Source organism: Streptomyces sp. NBC_01304 (assembly GCF_035975855.1).
Classification (GTDB): Bacteria; Actinomycetota; Actinomycetes; order Streptomycetales; family Streptomycetaceae; genus Streptomyces.
In genome coordinates this window covers 7,657,547-7,683,694 of record NZ_CP109055.1, presented here as the reverse complement: position 1 = coordinate 7,683,694, position 26,148 = coordinate 7,657,547, and the positions used below count along the sequence as shown (strand labels likewise).

The window sequence follows — 26,148 nt, the reverse complement described above, 5'->3', positions numbered from 1 at the left end:
AGTGGAACGGCCCCTTCCCGCCTGGCGGGAAGGGGCCGTTCCGCTGCGTTCGGCGCGCGGTTCAGCGCAGGTGCGAGGTGTCGTTCAGGAGGCGGACGGAGGCGTTCCCGTCCGCGTAGTACGCCACCGCCGACAGCGACGCCGCCGAGAGCTCCATCCGGAACAGCGACTCCGGCGGGGCGCCGAGCGCGAGGCGGATCAGCGTCTTGACCGGTGTGACGTGGGTGACCAGGAGCACCGTGCGCCCCGCGTACCGCTCGGTGAGCTTGTCGCGGGCCGTCGAGACGCGCCGGGAGACCTGGGCGAACGACTCGCCACCGCCCGTGGGGGCCGCCTTCGGCGAGGCCAGCCAGGCGTCCAGGTCGTCGGGATACCGCTCGCGGACCTCGGCGAAGGTGAGACCCTCCCAGGCCCCGAAGTCCGTTTCGCGCAGGCCCTGTTCGACACTCACGTCGAGGCCCAGCTTGGCGGCGACCGCCTCGGCCGTCTCGCGGCAGCGCTTGAGCGGGGAGCTGACGATCGCCTGGATCGTGCCGCGCGCGGCGAGGGATGCGGCGACCGCGTCGGCCTGGCGGCGGCCCACCGCGGACAGCTCGGGGTCCGAGCCACCGCTGCCGGAGAACCGCTTCTCGGGCGTGAGCGCGGTCTCGCCGTGCCGCAGCAGGACGAAGGTGGCGGGGGTGCCGAGGTCTGCGGGGGCGGCCCAGCCGACCGGGGGCGTGCCGGGCTGTTCGGCAACCGCCGTCGACGTACCGGCAGAAGCCACACCCGTCGACGTATCTGCGGCATCAGAGCCGGAACCCCGCGCCCCCGACAGCGCGGCCCGTGCCTTCGCCGCGCCCGCCGCCTGGTCGCCCACCGGACCGGCAGCGGGAGCTGAGGCCACGTTGCGCGCGGCCCGGGCGTCCAGCTCCGCCGTGGAGTTCGACGGCGACCACTGCTTGCCCAACTTGCCCGCGTCCATGGCCTCGTTGGCGAGGCGGTCTGCGTACTTGTTCTTCTCGCGCGGGATCCACTCGTACGTCACCTGCGACGCAGGGAAGACCCGCCCGGCCTCGGCGGCGAGCGGCTTCATGTCCGGGTGCTTGATCTTCCAGCGGCCGGACATCTGCTCGACGACGAGCTTGGAGTCCATCCGGACGTGGATCTGCGCGTCCGGGTCGATGGCCTTGGCGGCCTTGAGCCCGGCGACGAGGCCCTTGTACTCGGCGACGTTGTTGGTGGCGACCCCGATGTACTCGGCGGCCTCGGCGAGCGCCTCGCCGGTCACCGCGTCGATGACGACGGCCCCATAGCCCGCGGGCCCCGGGTTGCCCCGGGACCCGCCGTCTGCCTCGATGACGAACTTCGGCATTACAGGCCGGACTCCGAGGTGCGGACCAGGATCCGGCGGCAGTTCTCGCAGCGCACGATCGCGTCGGGGGCGGCGGCCTTGACCTCGTTCACCTCGGTGATGTTGAGCTCCAGGCGGCAGCCCTCGCAGCGGCGCTGGTAGAGCTTCGCCGCACCCACGCCGCCCTCCTTCTCGCGGAGCTTGTCGTAGAGCTTCAGCAGGTCGGCCGGTACGGAGCCGGCGACGACCTCGCGCTCCTTGGTGACCGTGGTGTTCTCGCCGTCGATCTCCTCGAAGGAGGCGTCACGGCGGGCAGTGGCGTCGTCGATCTTCGACTGGACCGAGGAGACGCGCTCGGTCAGCTCGACGACCCGCTCCTGCGCGGACTCGCGGCGCTCCATCACCTCGAGGACGACGTCCTCCAGGTCGCCCTGGCGCTTGGCGAGTGAGGCGATCTCGCGCTGCAGGTTCTCCAGGTCCTTCGGCGAGGTGATCGCGCCGGAGTCCAGGCGCTGCTGGTCGCGGGCGGCGCGCTGGCGCACCTGGTCCACGTCCTGCTCGGCCTTGGTCTGCTCACGGGCGCAGTCGCCGTCCTCGGTCTGGGCGGCGACGAGGAGGTCACGCAGCTGCGTGAGGTCCTTGGTCAGCGACTCGATCTCGGCGTGCTCGGGCAGGGCCTTGCGCTTGTGCGCCAGCTGCTGCAGGCGTACGTCGAGGGCCTGGACGTCGAGGAGTCGGATCTGGTCGGCGGGCGCGGCGTTCAGTTGGGGGCTCCAGATGAATCGGTGGGAACTGCGAAGGCGGACGCCGCGTGGGCGGTCCATGGGTCCGTGACCGTCTTCGAGACATGGACCCGAAGGCCCCATCCGTGACGGTCGGAAATCTCGTCGAGCTGGGCTGCGGCCTGCTCGCACCAGGGCCATTCGGTCGCCCAGTGGGCGGCGTCGACCAGGCCGAGAGGTGAGTGCTGGGTGGCCTCGGAGACCGGGTGGTGGCGCAGGTCGGCGGTGAGGAAGGCGTCGACGCCCGCGGCGCGCACGGCGTCGAAGAGGCTGTCGCCCGAGCCGCCGCTCACCGCGACCGTACGTACGACCGCGTCCGGATCCCCTGCGGCGCGGATCCCCTGCGCGGTGGCCGGCAGGCGCTTCGCGGCGTGCGCGGCGAACTCGGCGAGGGTCAGCGGGTGGTCGAGCTCGCAGATCCGGCCGAGGCCGCGGCGGCCCGTCGGGTCGGAGGCGTCCGCGACGAGGGGACGTACGACCCGAAGATCCAGGGCGCCCGCGAGGGCGTCGGAGACTCCGGGGTCCGCGGTGTCGGCGTTGGTGTGGGCGACGTGCAGCGCGATGTCGTTCTTGATCAGGTCGTGCACGACCCGGCCCTTGAAGTGACCGGCCGCGACCGTGGTCGTCCCGCGCAGATACAGCGGGTGGTGCGTGACCAGGAGGTTCGCGCCGAGCTTGATCGCCTCGTCGACGATGTCCTGGACGGGGTCGACGGCGAACAGTACGCGCGTGACCTCGGCGTCCGGGTAGCCGACGACCGTGCCCACGGCGTCCCACTGCTCGGCCCGCTCGGGGGGCCACAGGGCGTCGAGCTCGGCGATGACTTCAGACAGACGGGGCACGGGTCAAGGCTACCTTCCCCCGTGCCCCGCCTGGGCTGCTGCGTTGTGCGGTTACTTGACCAGGAATCCGCGCAGGTCGTCCAGGACCGTGTCGGCCGACGTCACACCGAGGCCGAGGTACCAGGTCTCGTCCGGTACGTCCTTGGCCTGGCCCTTCTTGACCGCGCCGAGCTTCTTCCAGAGCGGGTTGTCCTCGGCGGTGTCCCGCTTGGTCTTGTGCACGTCGCCGTAGACGCCGGTGAAGATCCAGTCGGCGTCCGCCTCGTCGATCTTCTCGGGGCTGATCTCGGTGGCGAGGTCGTTGATCTGCTGGTTCTTCGGCCGCTCGATGCCGACGTCCTTGAGGATCGTGCCGATGAACGAGGCGCCCGCGTACAGGCGGATGCGGTCCGGCATGTAGCGCAGCATCGTGACGGTCGGCTTCTTCTCGCCGAGGTCGGCGCCGAGCTTCTTCGCCTTCTCCTCGTACGTCGCCAGCTTGGCCTTCGCCGCGGCCTGCTCGTCCAGCGCGGCGGCGTTCAGCAGGTAGTTCTCCTTCCAGGTGAAGCCCGGACGGATGGAGAAGACGGTCGGCGCGATCTTGGCGAGCTGCGGGTACATCTTGGCCGCGCGCAGCTCGCTGCCCAGGATCAGGTCGGGCTTGAGGGCGGCGATCGCCTCTAGGTTGAGGGAGTTGATCGTGCCCACGTTCTTGGGGCTGCCCGCGTCCTTCTTCAGGTACTCCGGGACGCCGTCGTCGCCCTCGGTGGGGGCGTAGCCGACCGGCTTGATGCCGAGCGAGGCGACGTTGTCGAGCTCGCCGACGTCCAGGACGACGACCCGCTCGGGCTTGGCCTTCAGCTCGGTCTTGCCCATCGCGTGCGCGATGGTGCGCGGGAACTCGCCGGGCTTCGCGGTGGTGCCCATCTTCGCGGTGTCCTCGGCGGCCTTCGCGAAGTCCTCGCCGCCCTGGGCGACGGACTTGCTGCCGTTGCCGGCGTCCTTGCCCTGGCCGGTGCCCTTGCCGCCCTCGTCGGCGGAGCAGGCGCCGAGAGCGAGTGCGGCGGCGACGGCTATGGCAACGGCTGCGGTGCCGCGGCGGCGTAGGGACATCAGGGCTCCATCAGGAAGACAGCTAGCACGGGACAGCTAAAAGTTAGGTACCCCTTACCTTAAGCCGCTTTGCCTCAGTGAACGCAATCGCCCCCGGCTCAGCACACCCGCCACCTCCCCCACAGGCGAATCAGGACATGGCCACCCTTATGTGTGAAGTGGGGGCGCCTGGTGCCACGGCAGGGCGTGCGAAAACTAGCTTCACCTCCGGAGGTGACGGCTGGACATGACGACCACGACGGTCACAACAGCCCCGTCCGTCGCGAGCTCGACGAGCCCGACGAGCCCGACGACACAGCTCACGATCGCCATGGACGGGTCCTACGCGGCACGGCTCGCCCCCGCCGGAGACACCGGCGAGGTCTGGGTCGCGGAGCGCTGGACCCTGGGCGGCCCCGAGCCGTACGCGGTGACCCTGCCGCTCGCCCAGCCGGAGGAGCCGGGCACCGGGGTGCTGCCGATGGCCGACGGCAGGGTTCTGGTGCACCGCCGGGTGGACGGGCGGCACCTGTTCTCGCTGCTGTATCCGACGGGTCCCGGCACGGGTGAACTCCCGTTGGGCGCCGTGGAATGCGGGTCGCTGGTGCTGCTGCCGCCGGCGCCGACAGGTGACTGTGCGTACGCCCTCGCGGTCGGTGAACTCTCCAGCTCCGTCTGGCAGGTGGCGGGCGGCGCCTTCGGGCCCGAGCACGTCGCCGAGGTGCCCGGGCGCTGCTCGGGCGGGGTCTGGCTGGACACCACCGGGCGGATGCTCGCGCTCGACCAGGAGGTGGACGGCCGCACGAAGACGGTCGCGATCGACCTGGAGCGGTGCGGCGAGGTGTCGCCGCTGCTGCAGATCGCGGACGACAGCAACGACCGGCTGCTGCTTGCCGATCCGGCCGGCGGTCTGATCCTGGTCCGCTCGGACGCGCCGGGGCACGACCTGCTCGGCTGGGGCGTGCTCGGCTCCACCCTGCCCATCCGCTTCCCGGAGTGCCTGCGGCTCGCGGACTGCGCGGTGACGCCCTTCGCCATACAGCCCGGGCAGATGCTGATGCCCGAGCAGTGCGCGGTGGCGCTGCGGATCGACGGGGCGGCGGGCACCTGGCTCGGGCTCTGGCGCCCGGCGGACCGGACGCTGCATCAGGTGGCGGGGCCCGAGGGGTGGCTCGCGGGGACGGGGCTGTGGGGGCGGGACGGCCTGCTTCAACTGCCGTACGTCGCCGGGGACGTGGCCTGCGGCGTGGCTCGGGTCACGCCGGCCGAGACCCCGCCTGCAGCGGCTTCGGCGGAGGGCGTGCCCGAGGTCGGGGCAACGCCGGATCCGCCCGCTGCCGCCGCCGCGCCGCGGCCCGTACCCCTGCAGCAGGCGCCGCTGAAGGGCCGCCCGTCGGGTGGTTAAACTCGGCGGGCTGAGTTTTAGCGATCTTCGTACGGGGTGACGTATCCGATGACCGAGAACAGCGCAGACGCCTTCGAGCAGGGGGCGGCGAAGAACGAGACGGGGCACGGCAAGCACCGCGGGCCGGCCTCCGCACAAGAAGAAGGCAGCGACCCACACGGCCGCCACCGCCGTCCGGCGGAGGAGACCCGGGCTGCTTAGCTTTCCTGCACATTGGCTTTCCTGCAAAAGGGGGTTCGGGGCCTGGGCCCCGAACCCCCTTTTCAGCTAGCCGTGCTTGAGACCGAGGACCTCCGACGCCGCGAACGTCTGGTTCGGCGGCTTGTCCTCGTAGTACGGAGTGATCAGCTCGTCCAGCTCGTCGAAGGTGAAGGCGTCCTTCGCCGTGTCGAACTTCGCCGCTACCTTGGGGCGTTCCACGACCGCGACCATGCCGCCGTGCACCACGAGCAGCTGGCCGTTGACCTTGGCGGCCGCCGGGGCGGCGAGATAGCCGACCAGCGGGGACACGTGCTCGGGGGCCAGCGGGTCCAGCTGGTCGCCCGAGGGCTCCTGGAATCCGGCGAAGACGTCCTCCGTCATCCGGGTGCGGGCCCGCGGGCAGATCGCGTTCGCCGTCACGCCGTACTTGCCGAGCGCGAGCGCCGTCGACGTCGTCAGGCCTACGATTCCGCCCTTCGCAGCCGCGTAGTTGGGCTGGCCTGCCGAGCCCGCCAGGAACGCCTCCGAGGAGGTGTTGATGACGCGGCCGTAGACCGGGGCGCCCGCCGCCTTGGAGCGTTCGCGCCAGTGGACCGAGGCGAAGTGGGTGGTGTTGAAGTGACCCTTGAGGTGGACATGGATCACCGTGTCCCACTCCGCCTCGGACATGGAGAAGATCATGCGGTCGCGCAGGATGCCCGCGTTGTTGACCAGGATGTCGAGCTTGCCGTAGGTGTCGATCGCCAACTGGACCAGGCCGCGGGCCTGTTCGTAGTCGGCGACGTCCCCCAGGTGCGCGACCGCCTGGCCGCCCGCCTCGCGGATCTCGGCCGCGACCTGCTCGGCCGGGGTCGCGTCGGCCTCGCCCGAGCCGTCACGGCCTGGCTGCCCGAAGTCGTTGACGACGACGCTCGCCCCGAGGCGGGCGAGCTCGAGCGCCTCGGCGCGGCCGAGTCCGCGGCCCGCGCCGGTGACGATTGCGGACAGACCCGCAAGCGGCTGTGACATGAATGTCCTCTCCGTTCCGATCAGTTGGCGTCAGACAGTTGAGGTCGGACGGCCGGGGTCAGATCTCGATGCAGGTGCGCAGGGCGACACCCGTACGCATCTGATCGAGGGCCTCGTTGATCTCGCCGAGCTGCACCCGGTGTGTGATCAGCCCGGCCAGGTCGATCCGGCCCGCCCGCCACAGCGCGATGGAGCGCTCGTACGAGGTGAGGACGTCCCCGCCGCCGTACATGGAGGGCAGGATCCGCTTCTCGTCGAAGAACAGCTCGAACATGTTGAGCTGCAGGAAGTCGTCGAGCGCGCCCGCGCCCACGACGCAGAGCGTGCCGCCGCGCCGGGTCGTCTCGTACGCCTTGCGGGCGGTGACGGACTTGCCGACGACCTCGAAGACGTAGTCGAAGCCCTCGCCCGCGGTGATCCGCTGCTTGGCGTCGTCGAGGTCGTCCGGCGAAACGGCCTCCGTGGCGCCGAACTTGAGGGCGGACTCGCGCCGCGACTCCACCGGGTCGACGGCGACGATCTGGGCCGCGCCCTTGAGCCGGGCGCCCTGGATCGCGGAGATGCCGACGCCGCCGCAGCCGATGACGGCGACGGACGAACCGGCCTCCACCTTCGCGGTGTTGACGGCCGCGCCGAGACCCGTGGTCACGCCGCAGCCGATGAGGGCCGCGATGTCGAAGGGCACGTCGTCGGGGATCGGCACGGCGCAGCGCGCGTCGACCACGACCTCCTCGGCGAAGGTGCCGGTGCCGGCGAAGCCGAAGATGTCGCTGCCGGCGCGCTTGAAGTTGGGGACGCCGGCGTTCATGAAGCCGGCGAGACAGAGCTGGGTCTGGCCGCGCTTGCAGGCCGCACACTCACCGCAGGCGGGCAGCCAGCAGATCAGCACGCGGTCGCCCGGCTTGACGCTGGTCACGCCGTCGCCGACGTCGATGATCTCGCCCGCGCCTTCGTGGCCGGGGACGAACGGGCCGGGCTGCGGCAGCACGCCGCTCATCGCGGAGAGGTCCGAGTGGCACAGGCCGGTGGCCCGTACCCGGATCTTGACCTTGCCGGGCCCGAAGCCCGTGGTCTCCATGTCGTCGAGGACTTCGAGCTTGTCCTGCCCTATCTCGTGCAGTACGGCTGCGCGCATGGTGCGGCTCCCTTCAGGGATTACTCAGGATGCGGAGACTGAAGTCATGTGTGGTGTGCGGGTGTTGCCGGTCAGGAGAACTCGACGACCGTGTCGGCCAGGACCGGAGCGTCTTCGCGCTCGACGGCGGTGACCGACACCTGGACCTGCCCCTCGGTCTCCCACATCCGGATCCGCAGCGTCTCGCCCGGGAAGACGATTCCGGCGAACCGCGTGCCGTACGACTTGACCCGGGAGACATCGCCGCCGAGCACCGTGTCGACGACGGCCTTCAGCGTGATGCCGTACGTGCACAGGCCGTGCAGGATCGGCTTGTCGAAGCCGGCCAGCTTGGCGAACTCGGGGTCGGCGTGCAGTGGGTTCCAGTCGCCGGAGAGGCGGTAGAGCAGGGCGAGTTCCTCACGGACCGGCCGCAGAGCCGTCCTGTCCGGGGCCCGCTCGGGCAGTTCGCTGCGCGTGGAGGGGCCGCGGTCGCCGCCGAAGCCGCCCTCGCCGCGTACGAAGATCTGGGTGTCGCAGGTCCACAGCGGGCCCTCGTCGTCCGCGACGTCGGAGCGCATCACGATCACCGCGGCCTTGCCCTTGTCGTACACGGCCGGGATCGTCGAGGTCTGAACCGCCTTGCCCTGCGCGGGAATCGGCCGGTGCAGGGTGACCTTCTGGCCGCCGTGCAGGACGTGCGCGAGGTTCACGTCGATGCCGGGGGCCGAGAGCCCGCCCGCCGCGGCCATGCCGCCGCCCGCCACCGTCGCGAAGCTGGGCAGCACATGCAGCTTGGACTCGAGGGTGTAGCGCAGCTCGTCCGGGTCGGTTGCCGGGATGCCCGCGCCGAGGCCGAGGTGGTAGAGCTGGATGTCCTTGTGATCCCAGGCGATGCTGGTGCTGCGGGGCTCGGAGGCTACGGCCTTTGCGGCATCAATGGGCATGTGGACGTGGCTCCTCGTTGCTCGGGACGTGCGGTGGTCGTACGTGGAAGACCTCGGTGCGGCCGTCCGCACCGTCGGCCGCACCGAGGTCGTTTTGTGACCGGCCCAACTCCCCGTTCCAGGACCGCTCCTGAACCGTTCTAGAACGCGTTCTAGGCCAGTGATCCCCATGTATAACGCAGGGCTTGGGACTTGTGAAGACGTCTGTCTGACGGAATGTCAGATTCGGTGACGGGCGGCCCGCCCGTGCCACCCATGACATTTGTCCTGCGCAAGACCTGACAGCCGAATCTGCCGCCACCGTGGGGATCTCCGTAGCGTCTTGGGCATGGAAACGACCACGGGCAAGACAGCGTCCCGACCCGACGGGGGAAGCTCGGGCAGCGCCATCGCTGTGCACCTCAGCGGCGTCGTCAAGACCTTCAACGCCGGCACCGTGCGTGCCGTCGACGGTATCGACCTGGACCTCCACCGCGGCGAGACCGTCGCACTGCTCGGCCGCAACGGCGCCGGCAAGTCCACCGCCATCTCCCTCCTCCTCGGCCTGAACCTGCCCGACACGGGCACGGTCCAGCTCTTCGGCACCAGCGCCGAAAAGGCCGTCCGCTCCGGGCGGGTGGGCGCCATGCTGCAGGACGGGCGGGTCATCCCCCGGGTGACGGTGCGCGAACTGGTGACCTTCGTGGCGCGTACGTACCCGAACCCGATGCCCGTCGCCGAGGCCCTCGAACTCGCCGGCATCAGCGAGCTCGCGGACCGCCGGGTCGACAGGCTCTCCGGCGGCCAGTCCCAGCGCGTCCGCTTCGCCGTGGCGCTCGCCGGAAACCCCGAACTGATCGTCCTCGACGAGCCGACCGCGGCACTCGACGTCGAGGCGCGGCACGCCTTCTGGGCCTCGATGCGGAGCTATGCGGCACGCGGCAACACCGTGCTGTTCTCCACGCATTACCTGGAGGAGGCCGACGACCACGCGGACCGCATCGTCGTCATCGACCACGGCCGGGTCGTCGCCGACGGCAGCGGCCAGGACCTCAAGCGCGCGAGCGGCGGCACCTTCGTCTCCTTCGACCTCGCCGGCCGCGGCTCGGCCTGGCTGAGCACGCTGCCCGGTGTGGTCGCCACGGAGATCAGGGGCGACCGCGCCCGCCTGAGCACGGACGACTCCGACGCCACGGTGATCGCCCTGGCCGAACTCGGCGCGATCCGCGGCCTCGAGGTCACCCCGGCCTCCCTCGACGACGCATTCCTGGCGCTCACCGCCGCCGCCGACGCGGAGCACGCCGCTCCCGCCCCCATGGACCTGGCCCGTACGAATCTGAAGGAGACGGTCTGATGTTGTTCGAATACACCAAGCTCGAAGTGCGCCGGACCCTGCGGGACTTCGGCTTCGTGTTCTTCGGTATCGGCATGCCGGTCCTGATGTACCTCCTGTTCACCAACCTCGGTTCGGTCGAGACCGAGTGGAAGACCGCATCGATGGTGGGCATGGCCGCGTACGGAGCCCTCGGTGCGGCCCTGAGCACCGGAGGCGCCGTCGCCGAGGACAAGACGGTCGGCTGGCTGCGGCAGCTGCGCGTCACTCCGATGTCTCCGCGCCAGGTGGTGGCGGGACGCGCACTCACCGGCTCGGTGATCGTGCTGCCCGCAATCGTGGCGGTGTTCACGGCGGGCGCTCTCGTCAACGGCGTCCGGCTCGAAGCCTGGCAGTGGATCGTCCTCACGCTCCTGCTGTGGCTGGGCGCCCTGCCGTTCACGATGCTCGGCCTGGGCAATGGGTACCGGCTGACCGGAGCGACCACCGGTGTCGTGAACACGGCCTGCAACCTGGGGCTTTCGATCGTGGGCGGACTGTGGTTCCCCATCGACATGTTCCCCGGCTGGCTGCGCTCGCTGTCCGACTTCACTCCGACCCACCGCTTCGCCGATCTGGGCTGGCAGACCACCAACGGCCACGCTCCCGGCCTCGGCACGGTGACGATCCTCATGGGATGGCTGCTTCTCTTCGGCTGGTACGCGGTGATGTCGTACCGTCGGGCCGCCAGGACTGTGTGAGCACGATGACGCGCCAGGGTGTGCCGGGCACGGAGAGGGCAGCGATGACGCAGGGGACGCCGGAGGCTCCGGAAGCCTCGAAGACCGGAAGGCCCCGCGGCTGGCGAGCGGCACGCCCCGGTCCGCGCAGCGCCTATGCCTTCCTGCCCTGGCTGCTGCTCGGCATGGGCGCCCTCTCCAACGTCGTCCGGGGCGAGACGCCCAACCCGTGGGTCGGCGGGGCCGGACTGCTGATCTTCAACTCCCTTTACGTCTCCGTGGTGTTCAGCGCCTTCGACCCGTACCGCCGGAACGGCTGGTGGACCTACGTCGCCCTGTCCGGGATGGCCGTCGTCACGGCGGGCCTCGGCATCGGCTACGGCGGGGCCTGGCTCGCGCTCTTCCCCCTCCTCTCGCTGGCCTGCGGCGCGGTGCTGCGAGGGCGGCGGCTCGGGGGGACGGTCCTCGTGCTGGCCTGCACCGCGGCCCTGACCGCCGCGCTGCGCGACCATGACGCGTGGGGCGCGATCGCCTCCGGCTACGGGACGCTCCTGTCCGGAATCGTCACCGCCGCGATCCTCGCCCTCTCCGAGAACGTCGTCGAACTCCGGGAAACCCGGCAGGAATTGGCCCGCGTGGCCGTCGAGAAGGAACGGCTTCGGTTCTCCCGCGATCTGCATGATCTGCTCGGTCACACCCTTTCCGTCATCGTCGTGAAGTCGGAGGCCGCCCGCCGGCTCGCCCCGCGCGACCTGGACGGAGCGCTCGCCCAGGTCACCGACATCGAGTCCATCGGCCGGCAGGCGCTCACCGAGATCCGCGAGGCGGTCACCGGCTACCGGGAGGGCAGCCTCGCCACAGAACTCGACCGTGCCCGGGACGCACTCGCGGCCGCCGGGATCGAATCGGTCGTCCGGCAATCGGGGCCGCCGCTCGCGCCGCAGGCCGCGGCGCTCCTCGGCTGGGTGGTGCGCGAGTCCGTGACCAACGCGGTCCGGCACAGCGGCGCGACCCAGTGCGAGATAGAGGTCGTGGGCACACCCGGCCGGGTCCGTCTGACGGTCACGGACGACGGACGCGGCGTAGGCTCGGCCCCGCCCGGCAACGGTCTGACGGGCCTGACCGAACGTCTCGTGGCAGCCGGCGGCACGCTGCAGTCGGGCGCCGCGCCACAACGGGGATTCCGGGTCACGGCCCAGCTGCCCATAGACGTGGTGGACTTGGACATGTCCGGGGCCGGCCGGGACCCCGCTCCCGTGACCGGCGACGCACCGGCCGAAGACCCGCGATGACCCAGGAGGAACGCCCGCGATGATCAGAGTCCTGCTCGCCGAGGATCAGGGCATGATGCGCGGCGCCCTCGCCCTGCTGCTCGGGATGGAGCACGACATCGAGGTCGTCGCCCAGGTCTCGGCAGGCGACAAGATCGTGGACGCCGCGCTCACCGCACGCCCCGACGTGGCCCTCCTCGACATCGAACTCCCCGGCCGCAGCGGCCTGGACGCGGCGGCCGACCTGCGCGAGGAGTGCCCCGACTGCCGCGTCCTGATCCTCACCACCTTCGGCCGCCCCGGCTATCTGCGCCGTGCCATGGACGCGGGCGCGGCGGGATTCCTGGTCAAGGACGGCCCGGTGGAGGACCTGGCCGAGGCGATCCGTCAGGTGCTGCGGGGCGAGACGGTGATCGACCCGGCGCTGGCGGCTGCCGCCCTGAGCGCGGGCCCCAACCCCCTCACCGAGCGCGAGTGCGACGTCCTGAAGGCCTCGGTGGACGGCGCGACCGTCGCCGACATCGCGGGCAAGCTGCACTTGTCGGAGTCGACGGTGCGGAACTATCTGTCGGCGGCCATCGGGAAGACGGGGACGCGGAACCGGATGGAGGCGGTGCGGGAGGCTCGGCAGCGGGGGTGGCTCTGAGCTGCCGGTCGTCCCGACGTCACTTCACCAGCACCTTGGACGTGCCGTCCCGCAGGAACACCCGGACCTGTCGAAGCTTTCCCTTGCTCTCCGGGCCGTCCTCGACCAGCGCGAACCAGCTCCTCTTGGAACCGGTGACCTTCTGCACCTTCGGCTCCACGTTTCCCCTCTCGTACTCGAACCGGATGCGCCGCACGTCGCTGGTGGCTCGTCCCATGGTCAGCCGGGACCCGTGCGACCGCAGCGTCGCACTCGTGTAGCCCTCGGTCCCCGACTCGGATTCCTTGTCCACGACACCGAACATCTGAGGCGTGCGCCCGCCCGTCTCGGCGTCGATGAGGACAGCGGAGGACCAGCCCTTCCCGATTCCGGATACCGGGTCGGCCTTGCGCTCGTCCCACACTCCGTACCGGACCATCCGGGCCTGCTGCTCACGGGCTTCGGCCTTGGTCCGCGGAGCGCCCCAGACCTCCGCGTACACACGGGCCTTGACGGTCCCCCGCTCGTCGCGCAGCTCCGTCAGCAGGGCGCGCGCCGGGTCGTACACATGCCGCTCCTCCGGCGAAGCCGGCTGCTCCGCCACCCGCCCCTGGTCCCGCCCCACCCCCTCGGCCAGCGCAAGCGACCCCGCGGACCCCGCGATCACCAGCGCCGCCGCGGCCCCCACCGCCCAACGCCGCCTCGCCCGGCGGCGCTTACCCCCGCGCACCACCGCCTGGTACGGCGCTATGCCGGGTTCGACCTCATCCGCCGCGTCCGCAAGGAGGAGGGCGATGTCCCGCTCCACCATCGTGTGCCGTTCCCCGCTCATCGCTTCTTCCCTCCGCTGGCCACCATCTCCGCGAGGCCGGGTATCGCCCGAAGTTTCGCGATCCCCTTCGCCGCATTGCTCTTCACCGAGCCCACGGAGCAGCCCATGGTGAGGGCCGTCTGGGACTCGGTCAGGTCCTCCCAGTAGCGCAGGACGACCGCTTGCCGCTGTCTGGGCGGCAGTTGGGCCAGGGCGCGCAGCAGCATCGAGCGGTCGTCGGCCTGGGTGATCCGGTCGGTCACTTCGGCGCTCTCGGACTGCTCCGCCAAGGACGGGGCGTCGCGCGCCGACAGGAATTCCTTGAGCTTTCTGCGGTGGCCGCGGGCATGGGTGTTGACCATGATGCGCCGGACGTACGAGTCCGGGTCGTCGGCCTTGATCACCTTGCGCCAGGACACATAGGCCCGCTCCAAGGACGACTGCACCAGGTCCTCGGCGGCGTGCCTGTCACCTGTCAGCAGGAACGCCGTGCGCATCAGCCGCGACCAGCGGCTGTTCACGAAGCCGTGGAACTCATCGTCCGCGGCTCCCAGTTGCTCCCCCATGAATACCTCCTTGCTTCAAAGAGTCCATGGGGGTCCGAAACCGTTGCCTCAGCTCTCGGCAGGTACCGCGTCAGCCTCTTCAGGCGTTCTCCGGCTGCTCTCCGGCGCTCGCTGCCCGGCCCGCGGCATCCACAGCAGCGTCACCAACACCCCGCCGAGCAGGATGAATCCACTCACCCGGAACGCCGCCGCATAGCCCTGAGTCAGCGCCTCGGTCCCGCCGGACTCCCCCGCCCGCGAGGCCGCCACGGTCGACAGGACCGCGAGCCCGAGCGCCCCGCCCATCGTCCGCGACGTATTGATGAGGCCGGACACCAGGCCGGCATCGCCCGGATCCGCGCCCGAAGTGGCAAGCGAGGCAAGCGGGGTCGAGGCGAGGCCCGCGCCGAGCATCATCAGCATGCCGGGCAGCATGATCGAAGTGATGTACGCGCCGTCGGAGGTGATCGTCGACTGCCAGCCGAAGCCGGCCGCGGAGATCACGATGCCGAGGACCGACACGTTCTTCGCGCCGATCCGCCGCATCATGCCCGGCGCCACCTTGGAGCCGATGACGACGCTGAGCGAGCTGGGGACGAGGGCGAGGCCGGCCTTCAGCGGCGAGTAGTGGAGCACGTTCTGCGCGTACAGCGTCATGAAGAACCACATGGCGAACATGGCCCCGCCGCAGATGAACATCGCCGCGTTGGCCGCCGAGACGGACCGTACGCGGAACAGCTTCAGCGGCATCAGCGGCGTCTTCGTCCGCGCCTCGACGAGCAGGAAGAGCAGGAGCAGCAGCAGTCCCGCGACCAGCGGTACCAGCGTGGCGGAGGCCGTCCAGCCCTCCGCCTCCGTCTGCACGATGCCGTACGCGAGCGTCGCCAGGCCCGCCGTGACCAGGACGGCGCCCGGCAGATCGAGCCTGCGGCCCTCACCGGCCCGGCTCTCGCTGAGCCACGCCACACCGGCCGCGATCACCAGCGCGCCGATCGGCACGTTGATGAGCAGGACCCAGCGCCACGACAGCAGGTCGGTCAGTACGCCGCCGACGAGTCCGCCCGCCGCGCCGCCGCCCGCGCCGACCGCCGCCCAGGTCCCGATCGCCCGCACCCGGGCGGGGCCCTCGGGCACCGCGGAAGTGAGGATGGTCAGGGTGGACGGCGCGAGCACGGCCGCGCCCAGGCCCTGCACTGCCCGTGCCACGAGCAGCTGCCAGTCCTCCTGCGCGAGACCGCCCGCGAGCGAGGCCGCGGTGAAGAGGCCGAGCCCCACCAGGAACATCCGCTTGCGCCCGAAGAGGTCGCCGGCCCGGCCGCCGAGCAGCATGAACCCGGCGAAGGCGATGGAGTAGGCGTTGACCACCCACTGCAGGCCGATCGCGCTGAGGCCGAGGTCCGACCGCATGGAGGGCAGTGCGGTGTTCACGACCGAGACGTCGAGGACGACCAGGAACTGGCCTGCGCAGGCGGCGAGGACCACGGCCCAGGTGGCGGGCCCCTTCCGGGGCGGGGCGGATATGTAAGTGCCGGAGGCGGCTTGAACCATGACAGGCATGCTCTCAGCTGCCACTGACAATGCGCATCGGGGTTTCGGTGTATGCGGCATACGTCAGGGGACCTAGGTCCCCTGACCTGCCGTATCCAGCCCCTGCCGTATCCGGCGGGAACTAGCGCCGCAGCAGCGTCACCACGGCCGCCCCGCCAAGACCGATGTTGTGCGCAAGCCCGATCTCGGCCCCCGGCACCTGCCTGGCCCCCGCCTCGCCGCGCAGCTGCCACGTCAGCTCGGCCGCCTGGGCCAGGCCCGTCGCGCCCAGGGGGTGGCCCTTGGAGATGAGGCCGCCCGACGGGTTCACCACCCAGCGGCCGCCGTACGTCGTCGCGCCCGACTCGACGAGCTTGCCGGACTCGCCGTCCGCACACATGCCGAGCGCCTCATAAGTAAGGAGCTCATTGATGGAGAAGCAGTCGTGCAGCTCGATGACGTCGACGTCCTCGATGCCGAGCCCGGCCGCCGCGAAGACCTGCTCGCCCGCCGCGCGTGACATCGGTTTGCCCACCACGTCTATGCAGGAGCCGGACGCGAAGGACTCCTCCGTGTCCGTGGTCATGGCCTGCGCGACGATCTCCACGGCCTTGTCCTGGAGCCCGTGCTGCTCGACGAAGCGCTCCGAGACGACCACGGCGGCCGCGGAGCCGTCGGACGTCGGCGAGCACTGCAGCTTGGTGAGCGGATCGTGGATGGTCTTGGCGGCGAGGATCTCCTCGACCGAGTAGACGTCCTGGAACTGCGCGTACGGATTGTTCGCGGAGTGCTTGTGGTTCTTGGCGCCGACGGCGGCGAGCTGGGCCTTCGTCGTCCCGTAGAGCTCCATGTGCTCACGTGCCGCGTCACCGAAGATCTGCGCCGTGGGAGGCGTCATCTCGAAGCCGTGCTTGGCGGCCATGATTCCGTAGTGGCGGGCGACGGGCGAGGTCTTGAAGTCCCCGCCGTCCGATCCCCCACCGAGCGCCCCGCGCGCCATCTTCTCGAAACCGAGCGCAAGTACGCAGTCGTTCAGCCCGCCCTCGACGAACTGCCGGGCCATCATCAGGGCGGTGGACGCGGTCGCGCAGTTGTTGTTCACGTTGTAGACCGGTACGCCGCTGAGCCCGAGCTCGTACGCGGCCCGCTGCCCGGCCGTCGAGGCCTGGAAGCAGTAGCCGACGGGCACCTGCTCGACCTGCTCGTACGAAATCCCCGCGTCCTCAAGGGCTTTGGTCCCGGCCTCCTTGGCCATGTCCCAGTACTGCCAGTCGCGGCTCTCGGGCTTCTCGAACTTGGTCATGCCCACGCCGACGATGTACGCCTTCATCTTCGCCTTCATCACCACTGATCTACGCCTTTCAGTCCCTGGGAAGGCCGAGAATGCGCTCGGCGACGACATTGAGCTGAACCTGGGTGGTGCCGCCCGCGATGGTCAGGCAGCGGGCCATCAGGAAGCCGTGCACGGCCCGCTCCCCGGCGCCCTCGCGGACGGCGCCCGCGGGGCCGAGGAGTTCGAGGGCGAGCTCGGCGACCTTCTGCTGGTGCGGGGTCTGGACGAGTTTGCGTACGGACGCGCCCGCGCCCGGCTCCGCGCCCGCGACCTGTTGCATGGTCGTGCGCAGCCCGATGCAGGCCAGGGCGTGCGCCTCGGCGGCGAGCGCGCCGATCCGGGCCCGGTAGGCGCCGTCCAGATCGGCCGCACGCGCGATGAGCGCTTCGAGGCCGGTGTCGAAGGTCAACTGGTCGGCCATGTGGACGCGTTCGTTGCCGAGGGTGTTGCGCGCGACCTTCCAGCCGCCGTCCACCTCGCCGACCACGGCGTCGGCCGGCAGCAACACATCATCGAAATAGACCTCGTTGAAGAGGGAGTCTCCCGTGATCTCCTTCAGCGGCCGGATGTCGATCCCTTCCGTCCGCTTCATGTCGATGACGAAGTACGTGAGCCCCTTGTGCTTGGGCGCGTCCGGGTTCGTACGGGCGAGCAGGATGCCGTAGTCGGCCCATTGGGCGGCGCTCGTCCACACCTTCTGGCCGTTGATGCGCCAGCCGCTGCCGTCTTCGGTCTTCTCCGCCTTCGTACGGAGGGAGGCGAGGTCGGATCCCGCGCCCGGCTCGCTGAACAGCTGGCACCACAGGACGTCGCCACGGAGGGTGGGCCCGAGGAAGCGTTCCTGCTGTTCTGCCGAGCCGTACGCGATCAGCGACGGCACGACCCAGGTGGCGATGCCCAGATCGCTGACCTTCACGCGCGCGTGCTTCAACTCCTGTTGCACGGCGAGCTGCTGGACCGGTCCCGCCCCGATGCCGTACGGCTCCGGGAGGTGCGGGGCGACGTATCCGGTGGATGCGAGGGCGCGCCGGGCGGCGGCCGGGTCGAGCCCGCGCGCGGCCTCGATGGCAGCACGCGCGTGTGCGCGATACGCCTCCGCCTCGGCCGGAAGTTCGAGCCGCAGCTCGCGCCGGGCGCCGCTCTCGGCGAGCCGGACGGCACGCATCCGGTGGCCGTCCCCGGAGCCGAGCAACTGCCGGGCCACGACGGCCCGTCGAAGGTAGAGATGGGCGTCGTGCTCCCAGGTGAAGCCGATGCCGCCGAGGATCTGGATGCAGTCCTTGGCGCAGGAGTACGCGGCGTCGAGTGCGTTGCCCGCGGCGAGGGCCGCGACCAGACCGCGCACGTCCTCGGTGTCGTCGACCGCGCGCGCCGCGTCCCAGACGAGCGCCCGCGCTTGCTCAACTCGCACCAACATGTCGGCGCACAGGTGCTTGATGCCCTGGAACTGTCCGATGGGCCGCCCGAACTGCTCGCGGACCTTGGCGTATTCGGCCGCGGTGTGCAGCGCCCAGGCCGCGGTACCGCAGGCGTCGGCGGCGTACAGGACGCCGGCGAGGTCGCGTACGAGGGCGGAGTCGACACCTTCGAGGACCCGCTCGCCGGGGATCCTGACCCCTTCCGCCGTGACCTCGGCGGTGGGCCTGGTCGGGTCGGTGCCCTCGTGGGCCCGGATGGTGAGCGCGTCGGCATCGGCGGCGACCCACACCGTCCCGGCCGCGGTCTCGGCCGCGAGGAGGACGAGGTCGGCCTCGGCCCCGGAGAGAACGGGCGGAGCCTGGCCGTCAAGCACATAGCCGCCATCGCCCTCCGCCACGGCCGTGAGCGTCCCGGCCCCGAGCGCCACGGCCCCGATCCGCGCGCCCTCGGCCAGCTCGGCCGTGAGCGGATGCCCGACCCGGGCCAGGACCGCGGAGGCCAGCGCGCTCGCCAGAAAGGGCCCCGGCAGCGCGGCCCGCCCGGCCTCTTCGAGGATGACGGCGAGGTCGAGCAACTCCCCGCCCCCACCCCCCTGTTCCTCGGCCAGGTGCACCCCTAGCAGCCCCTGCTCGGCGACCCCGTCCCAGTACCCGGGCCGCCCTGAGCCACTGGGCGCGTCGAGCAGCTTGCGGACCTCCTCCGGCGGGACGGCCCGGGCGAGCCAGCCGCGTACCGCATCGGCCAACTCACGTTGCTCTTGCGTGATTCCGATCCCCATGGCAGGGCAGACTAGAACACGTTTCAATCTGACGGAAGGTCAGATACGGCTCGCGTTTTCGGCGCGCGAAGGATCGACTCGCACCTCGACGGATGCTCAAGAAGGGGAATGCGTTTGACCGGTGAGGCCGGGGCGCTACGCGCCGAGGAACCCTTCGATCCCCTCCGAGATCCCCCGCGCGGCCTTCTCCCGCCACGCCCCGCTCGTCAGCAGCGCCGCGTCCTGCGCGTCGCGCATGTTGCCGCACTCGATGAAGACCTTCGGCACCTTGGAGAGGTTCAACCCGCCCAAGTCCCTGCGTACGTTGAGACCCGTGCCATCGCCCACATAGTTGGACGGCGCGCTCCCGGTGCTGTGGACGAAGGCCCCCGCGATCCGCTGCCCCAACTCCTTCGAGGGACCGACGATGGCCGACGTATCGGCGGCGCCCGCGTCCACCTTCGCGGGCATGATCACGTGCCAGCCGCGGTTGCCGGCGGCCGAGCCGTCCGCGTGGAGCGAGATCACCGCGTCCGCGTGCGCGTCGTTGCCGATGCGGGCGCGCTCGTCGACGCAGGGACCGAAGGAGCGGTTGCGGTCCTGGGTGAGCTTCACCGTCGCGCCCTGCTTCTCCAGCTGGTCGCGCAGGCGGTGGGCCACGTCCAGGGTGAACTCGGCTTCCGAGTAACCCGCGTTGGTGGACGTGCCGGTGGTGTCGCACTCCTTGCGGTTGGTGCCGATGTCGACGAGGCGGGCGATGTCGGCCGTGTGGTTCCGGTTGTTGGGGTTGTGGCCGGGGTCGATCACCACGACCTTGCCCTTGAGCGGACCGGAGAGGGGCTTGTCCGTCGACGACTTCGACGGCTTCGCGGACTTCGACGGGCTCGGCTTCCCGTCGCCGTCCTCGTCGGACTTCGACGGCGAGGGCGTACGACTCCCCTGCTCGCTCGGCGACGACTGACTCGGCAGCGGCAGCACCTTCGGCGGGTCCGCCTCACCGGGCCCGCTCATCGCCTGCCACAGCAGCCAGCCCGCAAGCCCGGTCGGCACCAGCGCGGCCACGGCCACCAGCGCCCCACCACGTCGGAAGGGGCGGCGGCCGCCGGGGTACGCACCACCGGGGGACGGATTGTCAGGATCGTCGTACGACACGCTTGCGAGCCTAATTCCTTTGCAACGGCCCCGGGACGTCAGGTCGAGTCCCGGGGGTGTTCGAGCAGTGAGGACCGTCACGCCCATTTCGAGCCCGGCTTGTGAAGCCTCTGGTTAGACCGTGCGGATGGCCCTGTTGCTCGTGGTGGTGGCTGCCGCGTGGGCACCGTACGGACGTCTATTGAGAACCAGGCGATCAACGTCTTCGCTGTAGAGCGGCGCCGTCCGGTGTCTTCGTGGCCGCCACCACCCCGTCCCGTGGATGTTGGCGCCCGTGGGCGCCGGGCGGATGCCCGAAGACGCCCCGGCCTTGATGCCTCTGGCTAGAGAGGCAACGCCCGGCACCTTCGGGCGTCAACACCTACCACCTTGATCACTCGTTGGTGCTGGTGGGGCGAGCCCATCGCACGGTGACCTCTCGATATGCCTGAGCTGTCTGAGCTCCCGCAATAGACCGAGGCCCGCGCGGTGCGCTGGTGCCACGAACACGGCTAGTGAGGCGTCGGACCGGATCTGTTGCGGCCGAGTCCTGGAATTAGGTCGCCGCGTGGCCCACACGCGCTCGTGAACAGCGCAAACACCTGCACCATGAGGAAGGAACTACCTTGATCTACTGCGGAATCGACTGGGCGGAACGGACACATGACGTCGCCCTGGTCAACGACACCGGCGAGTTACTGGCCAAGCGGCACATCACTGATGACGCCGCTGGCTACAAGATCTTGGTGGACCTGCTCGCCGAGTACGGCGACACCGAAGAGGAACCGATCCCGGTCGCCATCGAGACTTCCCGCGGCCTGCTGGTCGCAGTGCTGCGGCAGGGCAAGCGGCAGATCTTCGCGATCAACCCGATGGCCGCGGCCCGCTACCGCGACCGGCACAGCGTCTCGCGCAAGAAGTCCGACCCAGGCGACGCCCTCGTCCTCGCCAACGTGCTGCGGACCGACATGCACGCCCACCGCCCTCTGCCCAACGACAGCGACCTGGCCCGCGCCATCGCAGTCCTGGCCCGCGCCCAGCAGGACGCGACGTGGAACCGCCAGCAGATGGCGAACCAACTTCGCTCACTGCTCCGCGAGTACTACCCCGCCGCCCTGGACGCCTTCGCCACCTGGACCAACGGCCTCTGCCGCCCAGAGGCCCGCGAACTCCTCAAAGTCGCCCCCACTCCTGCCAGGGCTGCCCGGTTGAGCCGCTCACAGATCAGTGCGGCACTCAAGCGGGCCGGCCGCAAGCGTGGCATCGAGGCCGAGGCCGAGCGACTCCGTGAGGCCCTCCGCGCTGACTGGGCCCACCAGCCGCCGCTGGTCGAAGACGCACTCGGCAAGCAGACGCTCGCTCTCCTGGGCCAACTGGACGCCGCCTGCACGGCCGCCAATGACCTGGCGAAGGCGGTGGAGGAGGCTTTCCCTCAGCACCCGGACGCTGAAGTGATCTTGAGCTTCCCGGGTCTCGGCGTCCAGCTCGGCGCCCGGGTGCTGGCCGAGATCGGCGACGACCACAATCGGTTCGCCGATGCCCGCGGGCTGAAGGCGTACGCGGGTGCCTCACCCATCACCAGGGCCTCCGGCAAGAAGTCCAGCATCACCCGACGCCGGATCAAGAACGACCGCCTCAACCACGCTGGCTACCTCTGGGCCTTCGCGGCCCCGAACGGCTCCCCTGGCGCCAAGGCTCACTACCGTCGACGCCGCGACCACGGCGACTGGCACGCGTCGGCCCTCCGAAACCTCTTCAACCGCCTGCTCGGCCAGCTCTTCCACTGCCTGCAGAAGCACGAGCCGTTCGACGAACAAATGGCGTTCCCCACTCCACTTGCTGCTGCGGCTTGACTCTTAGCTTCGTGAGGCGTCTAACCGGGCCCTCAGATCCCCGCGCCAGTACGCCGCAGTACGCGGAGGGAGTCGGTTGCCGAGACCTCCGTGAACGCGCCGGACTCCAGCGCCCGCAGGTACACGCGGTACGGGGCCTGCCCCGTCCACTCGTCGACCGGGTCCGGGAACACGTCGTGGATCACGAGCAGTCCGCCCTCCGCGAGGTGCGGCGCCCAGCCCTCATAGTCGCCCGTCGCGTGCTCGTCCGTGTGCCCGCCGTCGATGAAGACCAGGCCGAGCCGCCCGCCCCACACCTTCGCCACCTGCGGCGAACGCCCCACGATCGCGACCACGTGCTCTTCCAGGCCCGCCTTGTGCAGCGTCCGGCGGAAGGTCGGCAACGTGTCCATCCGCCCGATCTCCGGGTCCACGGTCTCCGGATCGTGGTAATCCCAGCCGGGCTGCTGCTCCTCGCTGCCCCGGTGGTGATCCACCGTGATCGCCGTCACACCCGCCTCGCGCGCGGCGCCGGCCAGCAGGATCGTCGAGCGTCCGCAGTACGTCCCCACCTCGAGCAGCGGCAGCCCGAGCGCCCCGGCCTCGACCGCGGCCGCGTACAGGGCGAGGCCCTCGCCCTGCGGCATGAACCCCTTGGCGGCCTCGAAGGCGGCCAATATCTCCGGCTTTGGTACGGCCTGCGGTGCGGCGGCGGTCACTGGGCCTCCTGGGTGTACGCGGTGCTGCGCGCGGTTGCGGGCGCACCATGGTGCCGTACGCAGGTGTATTCCGGTTCCGCACCCCAGTTCTGTGGGGATTTGAGGGAACTGCTGGGTAGGAAGTCAGCGACTTTATACCGACCAGACACCCCGGCCGTTCGGGCGATAGTGTCATCCGTACGATGGGGGCCCACCCCCGCGCTTCGCACCGCGCGCGCGTATCGGCGACAGCGACGCCCCACCGACCTTACGACTGACTAAGGACCTGAAGTGAATATCCGCTCCCTCACGCGAGGCGACGCAGTGGTGATCGGAGCAGCGGTGTTGCTGTTCATCGCCTCGTTCCTGGATGTCTTCTCGCAGGACGGCACCCTCCCGGACGACTTCGACCTGACGAACGCCTGGAACAGCGGACCGCTGCTGCTCAGTGTCGTGCTCTCGGGCATCATCGCGGCCGTCTGCATCGTGGTAGGCCGCGCGCTGCCGCAGACGCCCAAGATCGTGGGCATCGACCTCATTCACTTCGGCACCGTGGTCGCCCTCTTTGCCGCATGGTCCGCGCTCGGCCAGATCTTCGACCCGCTGGGCGGCCTCAACAACTACGGCGGAGGCAACAGCGGCGATTCCAGCTTCCCGGACGCCGGTATCGGCCTCATCCTCATCCTGATCGCCACCCTGATCATGGCCGCAGGCGCCATCCTCACCCTCGCGATCCCCGCCTTCCAGGCCCCCCTGGTCGGCGCCCCCAAGCCCCCCCAGCCCTACGGCGGCCAGCCCGGCATGCCGCAGCAGGGTGGCTACGGCTACCCGGGTGCCCAGCAGGGTCAGCCCGCGCCGTACGGTGCGCAGCCCCCGCAGGGCCAGTCCTACGGCGGCCAGCCGCAGCAGGCGCAGGCCCCGGCTCCGGCCGCCCCGCAGCAGCAGAGCCAGGGTGGGGACTTCTCCCCGTTCTGGTTCGCCGTGCCGGTGCCCCGTCCGCTGTACGGCGAGGACGGCAACCCGACCCCGATCGCCGAGCTCGCGCCCGGCACCTGGTACCTCGCGGTCGAGCAGCGCGGTCCCGGCCTGGTGGCCCAGACGCAGGACGGCCGTCGCGGCGTGCTGCAGGACACCACCGGCATACAGCGCGGCTGAGCAGCGCCTGAGCAATAGGCACAGATAAGCAAGCAGTCACGGCCCTTCACCCCTCCCGGGGTGGGGGGCCGTTGCCATGTGCGCGCCCTGCCCTTACAGTCTGACGGTCCGTCAGGAACGTACGTACAGAAGCAGAATCACCGGGACACGGGGAGGGCGCATGCGGCTAGGGCTCGCACTCGGCTACTGGGGCCGCGGCCCCAACCCGGAGCACGTAAGCCTCGCGCAGGAGGCGGAGCGGCTCGGCTATGACTCAGTGTGGACCGCCGAGGCCTGGGGCTCGGACGCCTTCACCGCGCTGACCTGGATTGCCGCCCAGACCTCGACCATCAAGCTGGGCACGGCAGTTGTGCAGATGGCGGCCCGTACGCCGACCGCGACCGCCATGCACGCGCTGACGCTCGACCACCTCTCGGGCGGCCGGATGATGCTCGGGCTCGGGCTGTCCGGGCCGCAGGTGGTGGAGGGGTGGTACGGCCGGCCGTTCCCGAAGTCGCCGCTCACCGCCACCCGCGAGTACGTCGACGTCATTCGCCAGGCCCTGAAGCGCGAGGGCCCCGTCGCCCTCGACGGGCGCTTCCACTCCCACCCCTACAACGGCGCCGACGGCACCGGGCTCGGCAAGCCTCTGAAGTCGATCACCCATCCACTCCGCGCCGACCTGCCGATCTTCCTGGGCGCCGAGGGCCCGAAGAACATCGCGCAGACGACCCGGATCGCGGACGGCTGGCTGCCGCTGTACTGGTCGCCGACGCGGACCGACGTGTACGAGGCCTCGCTCACCGACCTCCGCGAGGGCTTCCGGATCGCGCCCATGGCCCGGGTGAAGGTCTGCGACGACGTCGCGGAGGGGCTGCTTCCGGTGAAGGCCATGCTCGGCTTCTACATCGGCGGCATGGGGCACGCGGCCAAGAACTTCCACGCCGACCTGATGGCCCGGATGGGGTTCGAGGAGGAGGCGCGGCGGATTCAGGAGCTGTTCGCGCAGGGGCGCAAGGAGGAGGCCGTCCTTGCCGTGCCCGATGCCTTCGCGGACGAGATCTCGCTGATCGGGCCGCGCGAACGCATCGCGGAACGGCTGGAGTTGTGGCGCAAGGGGCCGGTCACGGATCTGCTGGCGCTCGCTCCCGATCCGCATACGCTGCGGGTGCTGGCCGAGCTCAACAGTTGAGGAAGTTGGGGATCGACAACTGAGCCCGGCCCGACCCGCTCGCGTACGCCCGGAGCGTCAGCCCTTGCCGAGCTGCGACACCGACGGCACCTTGTCGACGACGGGGGCGCCCGCATCGTTGCCCGCGCCCTTCACCGAGTTGATCACCTTGTCGAAGATCCCGGCGGCCTCGTCCGCGCCGTCGCCCTTGCGCAGCTTGCCGGGCAGGTCCTTCAGGGACTCGATGCCGGTCGTGAGGGGTGCGATCGCCTTGGAGAGCAGCGGGTCGCCCTCGGCGTTCTTCGCGGCCGCCTTCAGCCGGTTGTAGGCGAAGGCGCCGGCCAGACCGGCCTTGACCAGGGTGAACTTCCGGCCGTCCGCGCCGCTCTTGAACTTGCCGTCCTTCGCGGGCTTGATCACCCACTGGTACGCGGCTCCGGCGGCCAGGCCCGCGTTGGCCACGAAGCGGGCCTTGGCGAACTTCTGCTTCTCGGCCGTGCTGGTGGGGTTCGCCGTCGCGTCCTTGTCGTCGCCGCTGGAGCAGGCGGTGGTGCCGACGAGCAGGGCACAACACAGCGTGAGGGCGACGAGCAGGCGACGTACGGATACAGAAGAGAGGGATATCGGTCCAGAGCTGAGCACGGCGGGCCTCCCGGGGCCTATGAGCTTGACGCTCACGCCAGCCTCGCCCCGCGCTCCGGGCTCCGCCACTCGGGCGAGCCCGTCCGGGTCCCGCCCCGGTGCATGGCTGGGTTTCACCCTGTGTGCTCGTCCAGGTTTCACCCTGTGTAAAGGGGCACTCGTGCGGCATGTCCCCGACTCGTACAGACTCGCGTAGCACTTTCCGGGCTGGCACGGTCATAGCGGTCGTCGCCGATGTCATGGCAGGGATCATTCTCCTGTGGATCCTGATGTACCTGCTGGACGCGAACCGCGCCAACGACCTGGTCCAGTTCCTGCACGACGTGGCCCGCTGGCTGGCCGGCTGGTCGCACGACCTGTTCACGTTCGACAAGGAATGGGCGCGCGTCGTCGCCGGCTACGGCCTGGCGGCCGTGGTGTACCTGTTCGTGGGCCATGCCGTGGCCAACCGCCTGCGCCGCTACTGAGGGACCCGCACCTGCCCCCGCAACGGAATGCCAGGGCCGCCGCAGGGAGAA

At 70.3% G+C, this 26,148-nt stretch carries 25 protein-coding genes; 10 read left to right on the top strand and 15 right to left on the bottom strand.

The window, feature by feature from the left end:
* Positions 1-61: 61 nt before the first annotated feature.
* From OG430_RS34165 to OG430_RS34150, 4 genes are read right to left on the bottom strand one after another with little or no spacing between them, the layout of a single operon-like run.
* Positions 62-1,354 carry a bifunctional RNase H/acid phosphatase gene (locus tag OG430_RS34165; protein WP_327356504.1) on the bottom strand — a complete coding sequence of 431 codons (1,293 nt, stop codon included), beginning with the start codon at positions 1,352-1,354 and terminating at the stop codon, positions 62-64.
* Positions 1,354-2,097, bottom strand: a complete 744-nt coding sequence (locus OG430_RS34160; protein WP_327359339.1) for a zinc ribbon domain-containing protein — start codon at positions 2,095-2,097, stop codon at positions 1,354-1,356. The genes OG430_RS34165 and OG430_RS34160 overlap by 1 nt, the downstream gene beginning before the upstream one ends.
* A complete protein-coding gene (locus OG430_RS34155; protein WP_327356503.1) occupies positions 2,094-2,957 on the bottom strand; it encodes a Nif3-like dinuclear metal center hexameric protein in 864 nt (287 codons plus the stop codon). The genes OG430_RS34160 and OG430_RS34155 overlap by 4 nt, the downstream gene beginning before the upstream one ends.
* A gap of 51 nt (positions 2,958-3,008) precedes the next feature.
* The gene (locus tag OG430_RS34150; protein WP_327356502.1) at positions 3,009-4,049 is read right to left on the bottom strand and encodes an ABC transporter substrate-binding protein; all 1,041 of its coding nucleotides are present in this window, start codon (positions 4,047-4,049) and stop codon (positions 3,009-3,011) included.
* Between the two features lie 226 nt (positions 4,050-4,275).
* On the opposite strand from OG430_RS34150, the gene OG430_RS34145 reads away from it, so the two are divergent.
* Positions 4,276-5,433: a hypothetical protein gene (locus tag OG430_RS34145; protein WP_327356501.1), complete on the top strand. Its 1,158-nt coding sequence runs from the start codon at positions 4,276-4,278 to the stop codon at positions 5,431-5,433.
* Between the two features lie 48 nt (positions 5,434-5,481).
* Positions 5,482-5,634, top strand: a complete 153-nt coding sequence (locus tag OG430_RS34140; RefSeq protein ID WP_327356500.1) for a hypothetical protein — start codon at positions 5,482-5,484, stop codon at positions 5,632-5,634.
* 66 nt (positions 5,635-5,700) lie between these two features.
* Here the strand turns inward: OG430_RS34140 and OG430_RS34135 are convergent, their stop codons facing one another.
* From OG430_RS34135 to OG430_RS34125, 3 genes are all read right to left on the bottom strand, one after another.
* Positions 5,701-6,642: a 3-oxoacyl-ACP reductase gene (locus OG430_RS34135; protein WP_327356499.1), complete on the bottom strand. Its 942-nt coding sequence runs from the start codon at positions 6,640-6,642 to the stop codon at positions 5,701-5,703.
* 58 nt (positions 6,643-6,700) lie between these two features.
* Complete coding sequence (locus tag OG430_RS34130) at positions 6,701-7,777, bottom strand: Zn-dependent alcohol dehydrogenase (protein WP_327356498.1); 1,077 nt, start codon at positions 7,775-7,777, stop codon at positions 6,701-6,703.
* Between the two features lie 71 nt (positions 7,778-7,848).
* Positions 7,849-8,703, bottom strand: coding sequence for a MaoC/PaaZ C-terminal domain-containing protein (locus OG430_RS34125; RefSeq protein WP_327356497.1), 855 nt, complete (start codon positions 8,701-8,703; stop codon positions 7,849-7,851).
* A 328-nt stretch (positions 8,704-9,031) separates the two neighbouring features.
* On the opposite strand from OG430_RS34125, the gene OG430_RS34120 reads away from it, so the two are divergent.
* From OG430_RS34120 to OG430_RS34105, 4 genes are read left to right on the top strand one after another with little or no spacing between them, the layout of a single operon-like run.
* On the top strand, positions 9,032-10,036 hold the full coding sequence (locus OG430_RS34120) for an ABC transporter ATP-binding protein (RefSeq protein ID WP_442816603.1): 1,005 nt from the start codon (positions 9,032-9,034) through the stop codon (positions 10,034-10,036).
* Complete coding sequence (locus tag OG430_RS34115; RefSeq protein ID WP_442816602.1) at positions 10,036-10,755, top strand: ABC transporter permease; 720 nt, start codon at positions 10,036-10,038, stop codon at positions 10,753-10,755. Before OG430_RS34120 ends, OG430_RS34115 begins: the two co-directional genes overlap by 1 nt.
* Positions 10,756-10,799: 44 nt before the next feature.
* Positions 10,800-12,026, top strand: coding sequence for a sensor histidine kinase (locus tag OG430_RS34110; protein WP_327356496.1), 1,227 nt, complete (start codon positions 10,800-10,802; stop codon positions 12,024-12,026).
* A gap of 19 nt (positions 12,027-12,045) precedes the next feature.
* Positions 12,046-12,651: a response regulator transcription factor gene (locus OG430_RS34105; protein ID WP_327356495.1), complete on the top strand. Its 606-nt coding sequence runs from the start codon at positions 12,046-12,048 to the stop codon at positions 12,649-12,651.
* Positions 12,652-12,670: 19 nt separating this feature from the next.
* On the opposite strand, the gene OG430_RS34100 is transcribed toward OG430_RS34105, so the two are convergent.
* The 6 genes from OG430_RS34100 to OG430_RS34075 all read right to left on the bottom strand — a co-directional run bounded on the left by OG430_RS34100 (position 12,671) and on the right by OG430_RS34075 (position 20,174).
* A complete protein-coding gene (locus tag OG430_RS34100; RefSeq protein WP_327356494.1) occupies positions 12,671-13,462 on the bottom strand; it encodes a hypothetical protein in 792 nt (263 codons plus the stop codon).
* Positions 13,459-14,007, bottom strand: coding sequence for a SigE family RNA polymerase sigma factor (locus OG430_RS34095; RefSeq protein WP_327356493.1), 549 nt, complete (start codon positions 14,005-14,007; stop codon positions 13,459-13,461). Before OG430_RS34095 ends, OG430_RS34100 begins: the two co-directional genes overlap by 4 nt.
* A 48-nt stretch (positions 14,008-14,055) precedes the next feature.
* Positions 14,056-15,534 carry an MFS transporter gene (locus OG430_RS34090; protein ID WP_327356492.1) on the bottom strand — a complete coding sequence of 493 codons (1,479 nt, stop codon included), beginning with the start codon at positions 15,532-15,534 and terminating at the stop codon, positions 14,056-14,058.
* Between the two features lie 121 nt (positions 15,535-15,655).
* Entirely contained in the window at positions 15,656-16,843 is a 1,188-nt protein-coding gene (locus OG430_RS34085) for a lipid-transfer protein (protein ID WP_327359336.1), read from the bottom strand.
* Between the two features lie 31 nt (positions 16,844-16,874).
* Positions 16,875-19,043 (bottom strand): acyl-CoA dehydrogenase, encoded by a 2,169-nt coding sequence (locus OG430_RS34080; protein WP_327356491.1) that lies wholly within the window; start codon positions 19,041-19,043, stop codon positions 16,875-16,877.
* Between the two features lie 135 nt (positions 19,044-19,178).
* Positions 19,179-20,174, bottom strand: a complete 996-nt coding sequence (locus OG430_RS34075; RefSeq protein ID WP_442816601.1) for an N-acetylmuramoyl-L-alanine amidase — start codon at positions 20,172-20,174, stop codon at positions 19,179-19,181.
* Positions 20,175-20,779: 605 nt separating this feature from the next.
* Between OG430_RS34075 and OG430_RS34070 the strand changes: the two genes are divergently transcribed.
* Positions 20,780-22,006 (top strand): IS110 family transposase, encoded by a 1,227-nt coding sequence (locus OG430_RS34070; protein WP_327350391.1) that lies wholly within the window; start codon positions 20,780-20,782, stop codon positions 22,004-22,006.
* A 32-nt stretch (positions 22,007-22,038) separates the two neighbouring features.
* Here OG430_RS34070 and OG430_RS34065 read toward each other — a convergent pair whose 3' ends face one another.
* Complete coding sequence (locus OG430_RS34065) at positions 22,039-22,632, bottom strand: class I SAM-dependent methyltransferase (protein ID WP_327359334.1); 594 nt, start codon at positions 22,630-22,632, stop codon at positions 22,039-22,041.
* Positions 22,633-22,974: 342 nt separating this feature from the next.
* Here OG430_RS34065 and OG430_RS34060 point away from each other — a divergent pair, with 342 nt between their 5' ends.
* Both OG430_RS34060 and OG430_RS34055 read left to right on the top strand, forming a co-directional pair.
* Positions 22,975-23,838 carry a hypothetical protein gene (locus tag OG430_RS34060; protein WP_327356490.1) on the top strand — a complete coding sequence of 288 codons (864 nt, stop codon included), beginning with the start codon at positions 22,975-22,977 and terminating at the stop codon, positions 23,836-23,838.
* A gap of 160 nt (positions 23,839-23,998) precedes the next feature.
* The gene (locus OG430_RS34055) at positions 23,999-25,009 is read left to right on the top strand and encodes an LLM class F420-dependent oxidoreductase (protein ID WP_327356489.1); all 1,011 of its coding nucleotides are present in this window, start codon (positions 23,999-24,001) and stop codon (positions 25,007-25,009) included.
* 57 nt (positions 25,010-25,066) lie between these two features.
* Here the strand turns inward: OG430_RS34055 and OG430_RS34050 are convergent, their stop codons facing one another.
* Positions 25,067-25,630 (bottom strand): hypothetical protein, encoded by a 564-nt coding sequence (locus tag OG430_RS34050; RefSeq protein ID WP_327356488.1) that lies wholly within the window; start codon positions 25,628-25,630, stop codon positions 25,067-25,069.
* Between the two features lie 167 nt (positions 25,631-25,797).
* On the opposite strand from OG430_RS34050, the gene OG430_RS34045 reads away from it, so the two are divergent.
* Positions 25,798-26,097, top strand: a complete 300-nt coding sequence (locus OG430_RS34045; RefSeq protein ID WP_327356487.1) for a hypothetical protein — start codon at positions 25,798-25,800, stop codon at positions 26,095-26,097.
* The last annotated feature ends 51 nt before the right edge of the window (positions 26,098-26,148 follow it).

Coding starts and splice junctions, on each gene's coding strand:
- OG430_RS34105 (WP_327356495.1), top strand. CDS start 12,046: ATGATCAGAGTCCTGCTCGCCGAGGATCAGGGCATGATGCGCGGCGCC.
- OG430_RS34125 (WP_327356497.1), bottom strand. CDS start 8,703: ATGCCCATTGATGCCGCAAAGGCCGTAGCCTCCGAGCCCCGCAGCACC.
- OG430_RS34135 (WP_327356499.1), bottom strand. CDS start 6,642: ATGTCACAGCCGCTTGCGGGTCTGTCCGCAATCGTCACCGGCGCGGGC.
- OG430_RS34045 (WP_327356487.1), top strand. CDS start 25,798: ATGTCCCCGACTCGTACAGACTCGCGTAGCACTTTCCGGGCTGGCACG.
- OG430_RS34145 (WP_327356501.1), top strand. CDS start 4,276: ATGACGACCACGACGGTCACAACAGCCCCGTCCGTCGCGAGCTCGACG.
- OG430_RS34130 (WP_327356498.1), bottom strand. CDS start 7,777: ATGCGCGCAGCCGTACTGCACGAGATAGGGCAGGACAAGCTCGAAGTC.
- OG430_RS34080 (WP_327356491.1), bottom strand. CDS start 19,043: ATGGGGATCGGAATCACGCAAGAGCAACGTGAGTTGGCCGATGCGGTA.
- OG430_RS34055 (WP_327356489.1), top strand. CDS start 23,999: ATGCGGCTAGGGCTCGCACTCGGCTACTGGGGCCGCGGCCCCAACCCG.
- OG430_RS34110 (WP_327356496.1), top strand. CDS start 10,800: ATGACGCAGGGGACGCCGGAGGCTCCGGAAGCCTCGAAGACCGGAAGG.
- OG430_RS34165 (WP_327356504.1), bottom strand. CDS start 1,354: ATGCCGAAGTTCGTCATCGAGGCAGACGGCGGGTCCCGGGGCAACCCG.
- OG430_RS34140 (WP_327356500.1), top strand. CDS start 5,482: ATGACCGAGAACAGCGCAGACGCCTTCGAGCAGGGGGCGGCGAAGAAC.
- OG430_RS34115 (WP_442816602.1), top strand. CDS start 10,036: ATGTTGTTCGAATACACCAAGCTCGAAGTGCGCCGGACCCTGCGGGAC.
- OG430_RS34085 (WP_327359336.1), bottom strand. CDS start 16,843: ATGAAGGCGTACATCGTCGGCGTGGGCATGACCAAGTTCGAGAAGCCC.
- OG430_RS34090 (WP_327356492.1), bottom strand. CDS start 15,534: ATGGTTCAAGCCGCCTCCGGCACTTACATATCCGCCCCGCCCCGGAAG.
- OG430_RS34095 (WP_327356493.1), bottom strand. CDS start 14,007: ATGGGGGAGCAACTGGGAGCCGCGGACGATGAGTTCCACGGCTTCGTG.
- OG430_RS34065 (WP_327359334.1), bottom strand. CDS start 22,632: ATGCCGCAGGGCGAGGGCCTCGCCCTGTACGCGGCCGCGGTCGAGGCC.
- OG430_RS34100 (WP_327356494.1), bottom strand. CDS start 13,462: ATGAGCGGGGAACGGCACACGATGGTGGAGCGGGACATCGCCCTCCTC.
- OG430_RS34150 (WP_327356502.1), bottom strand. CDS start 4,049: ATGTCCCTACGCCGCCGCGGCACCGCAGCCGTTGCCATAGCCGTCGCC.
- OG430_RS34120 (WP_442816603.1), top strand. CDS start 9,032: ATGGAAACGACCACGGGCAAGACAGCGTCCCGACCCGACGGGGGAAGC.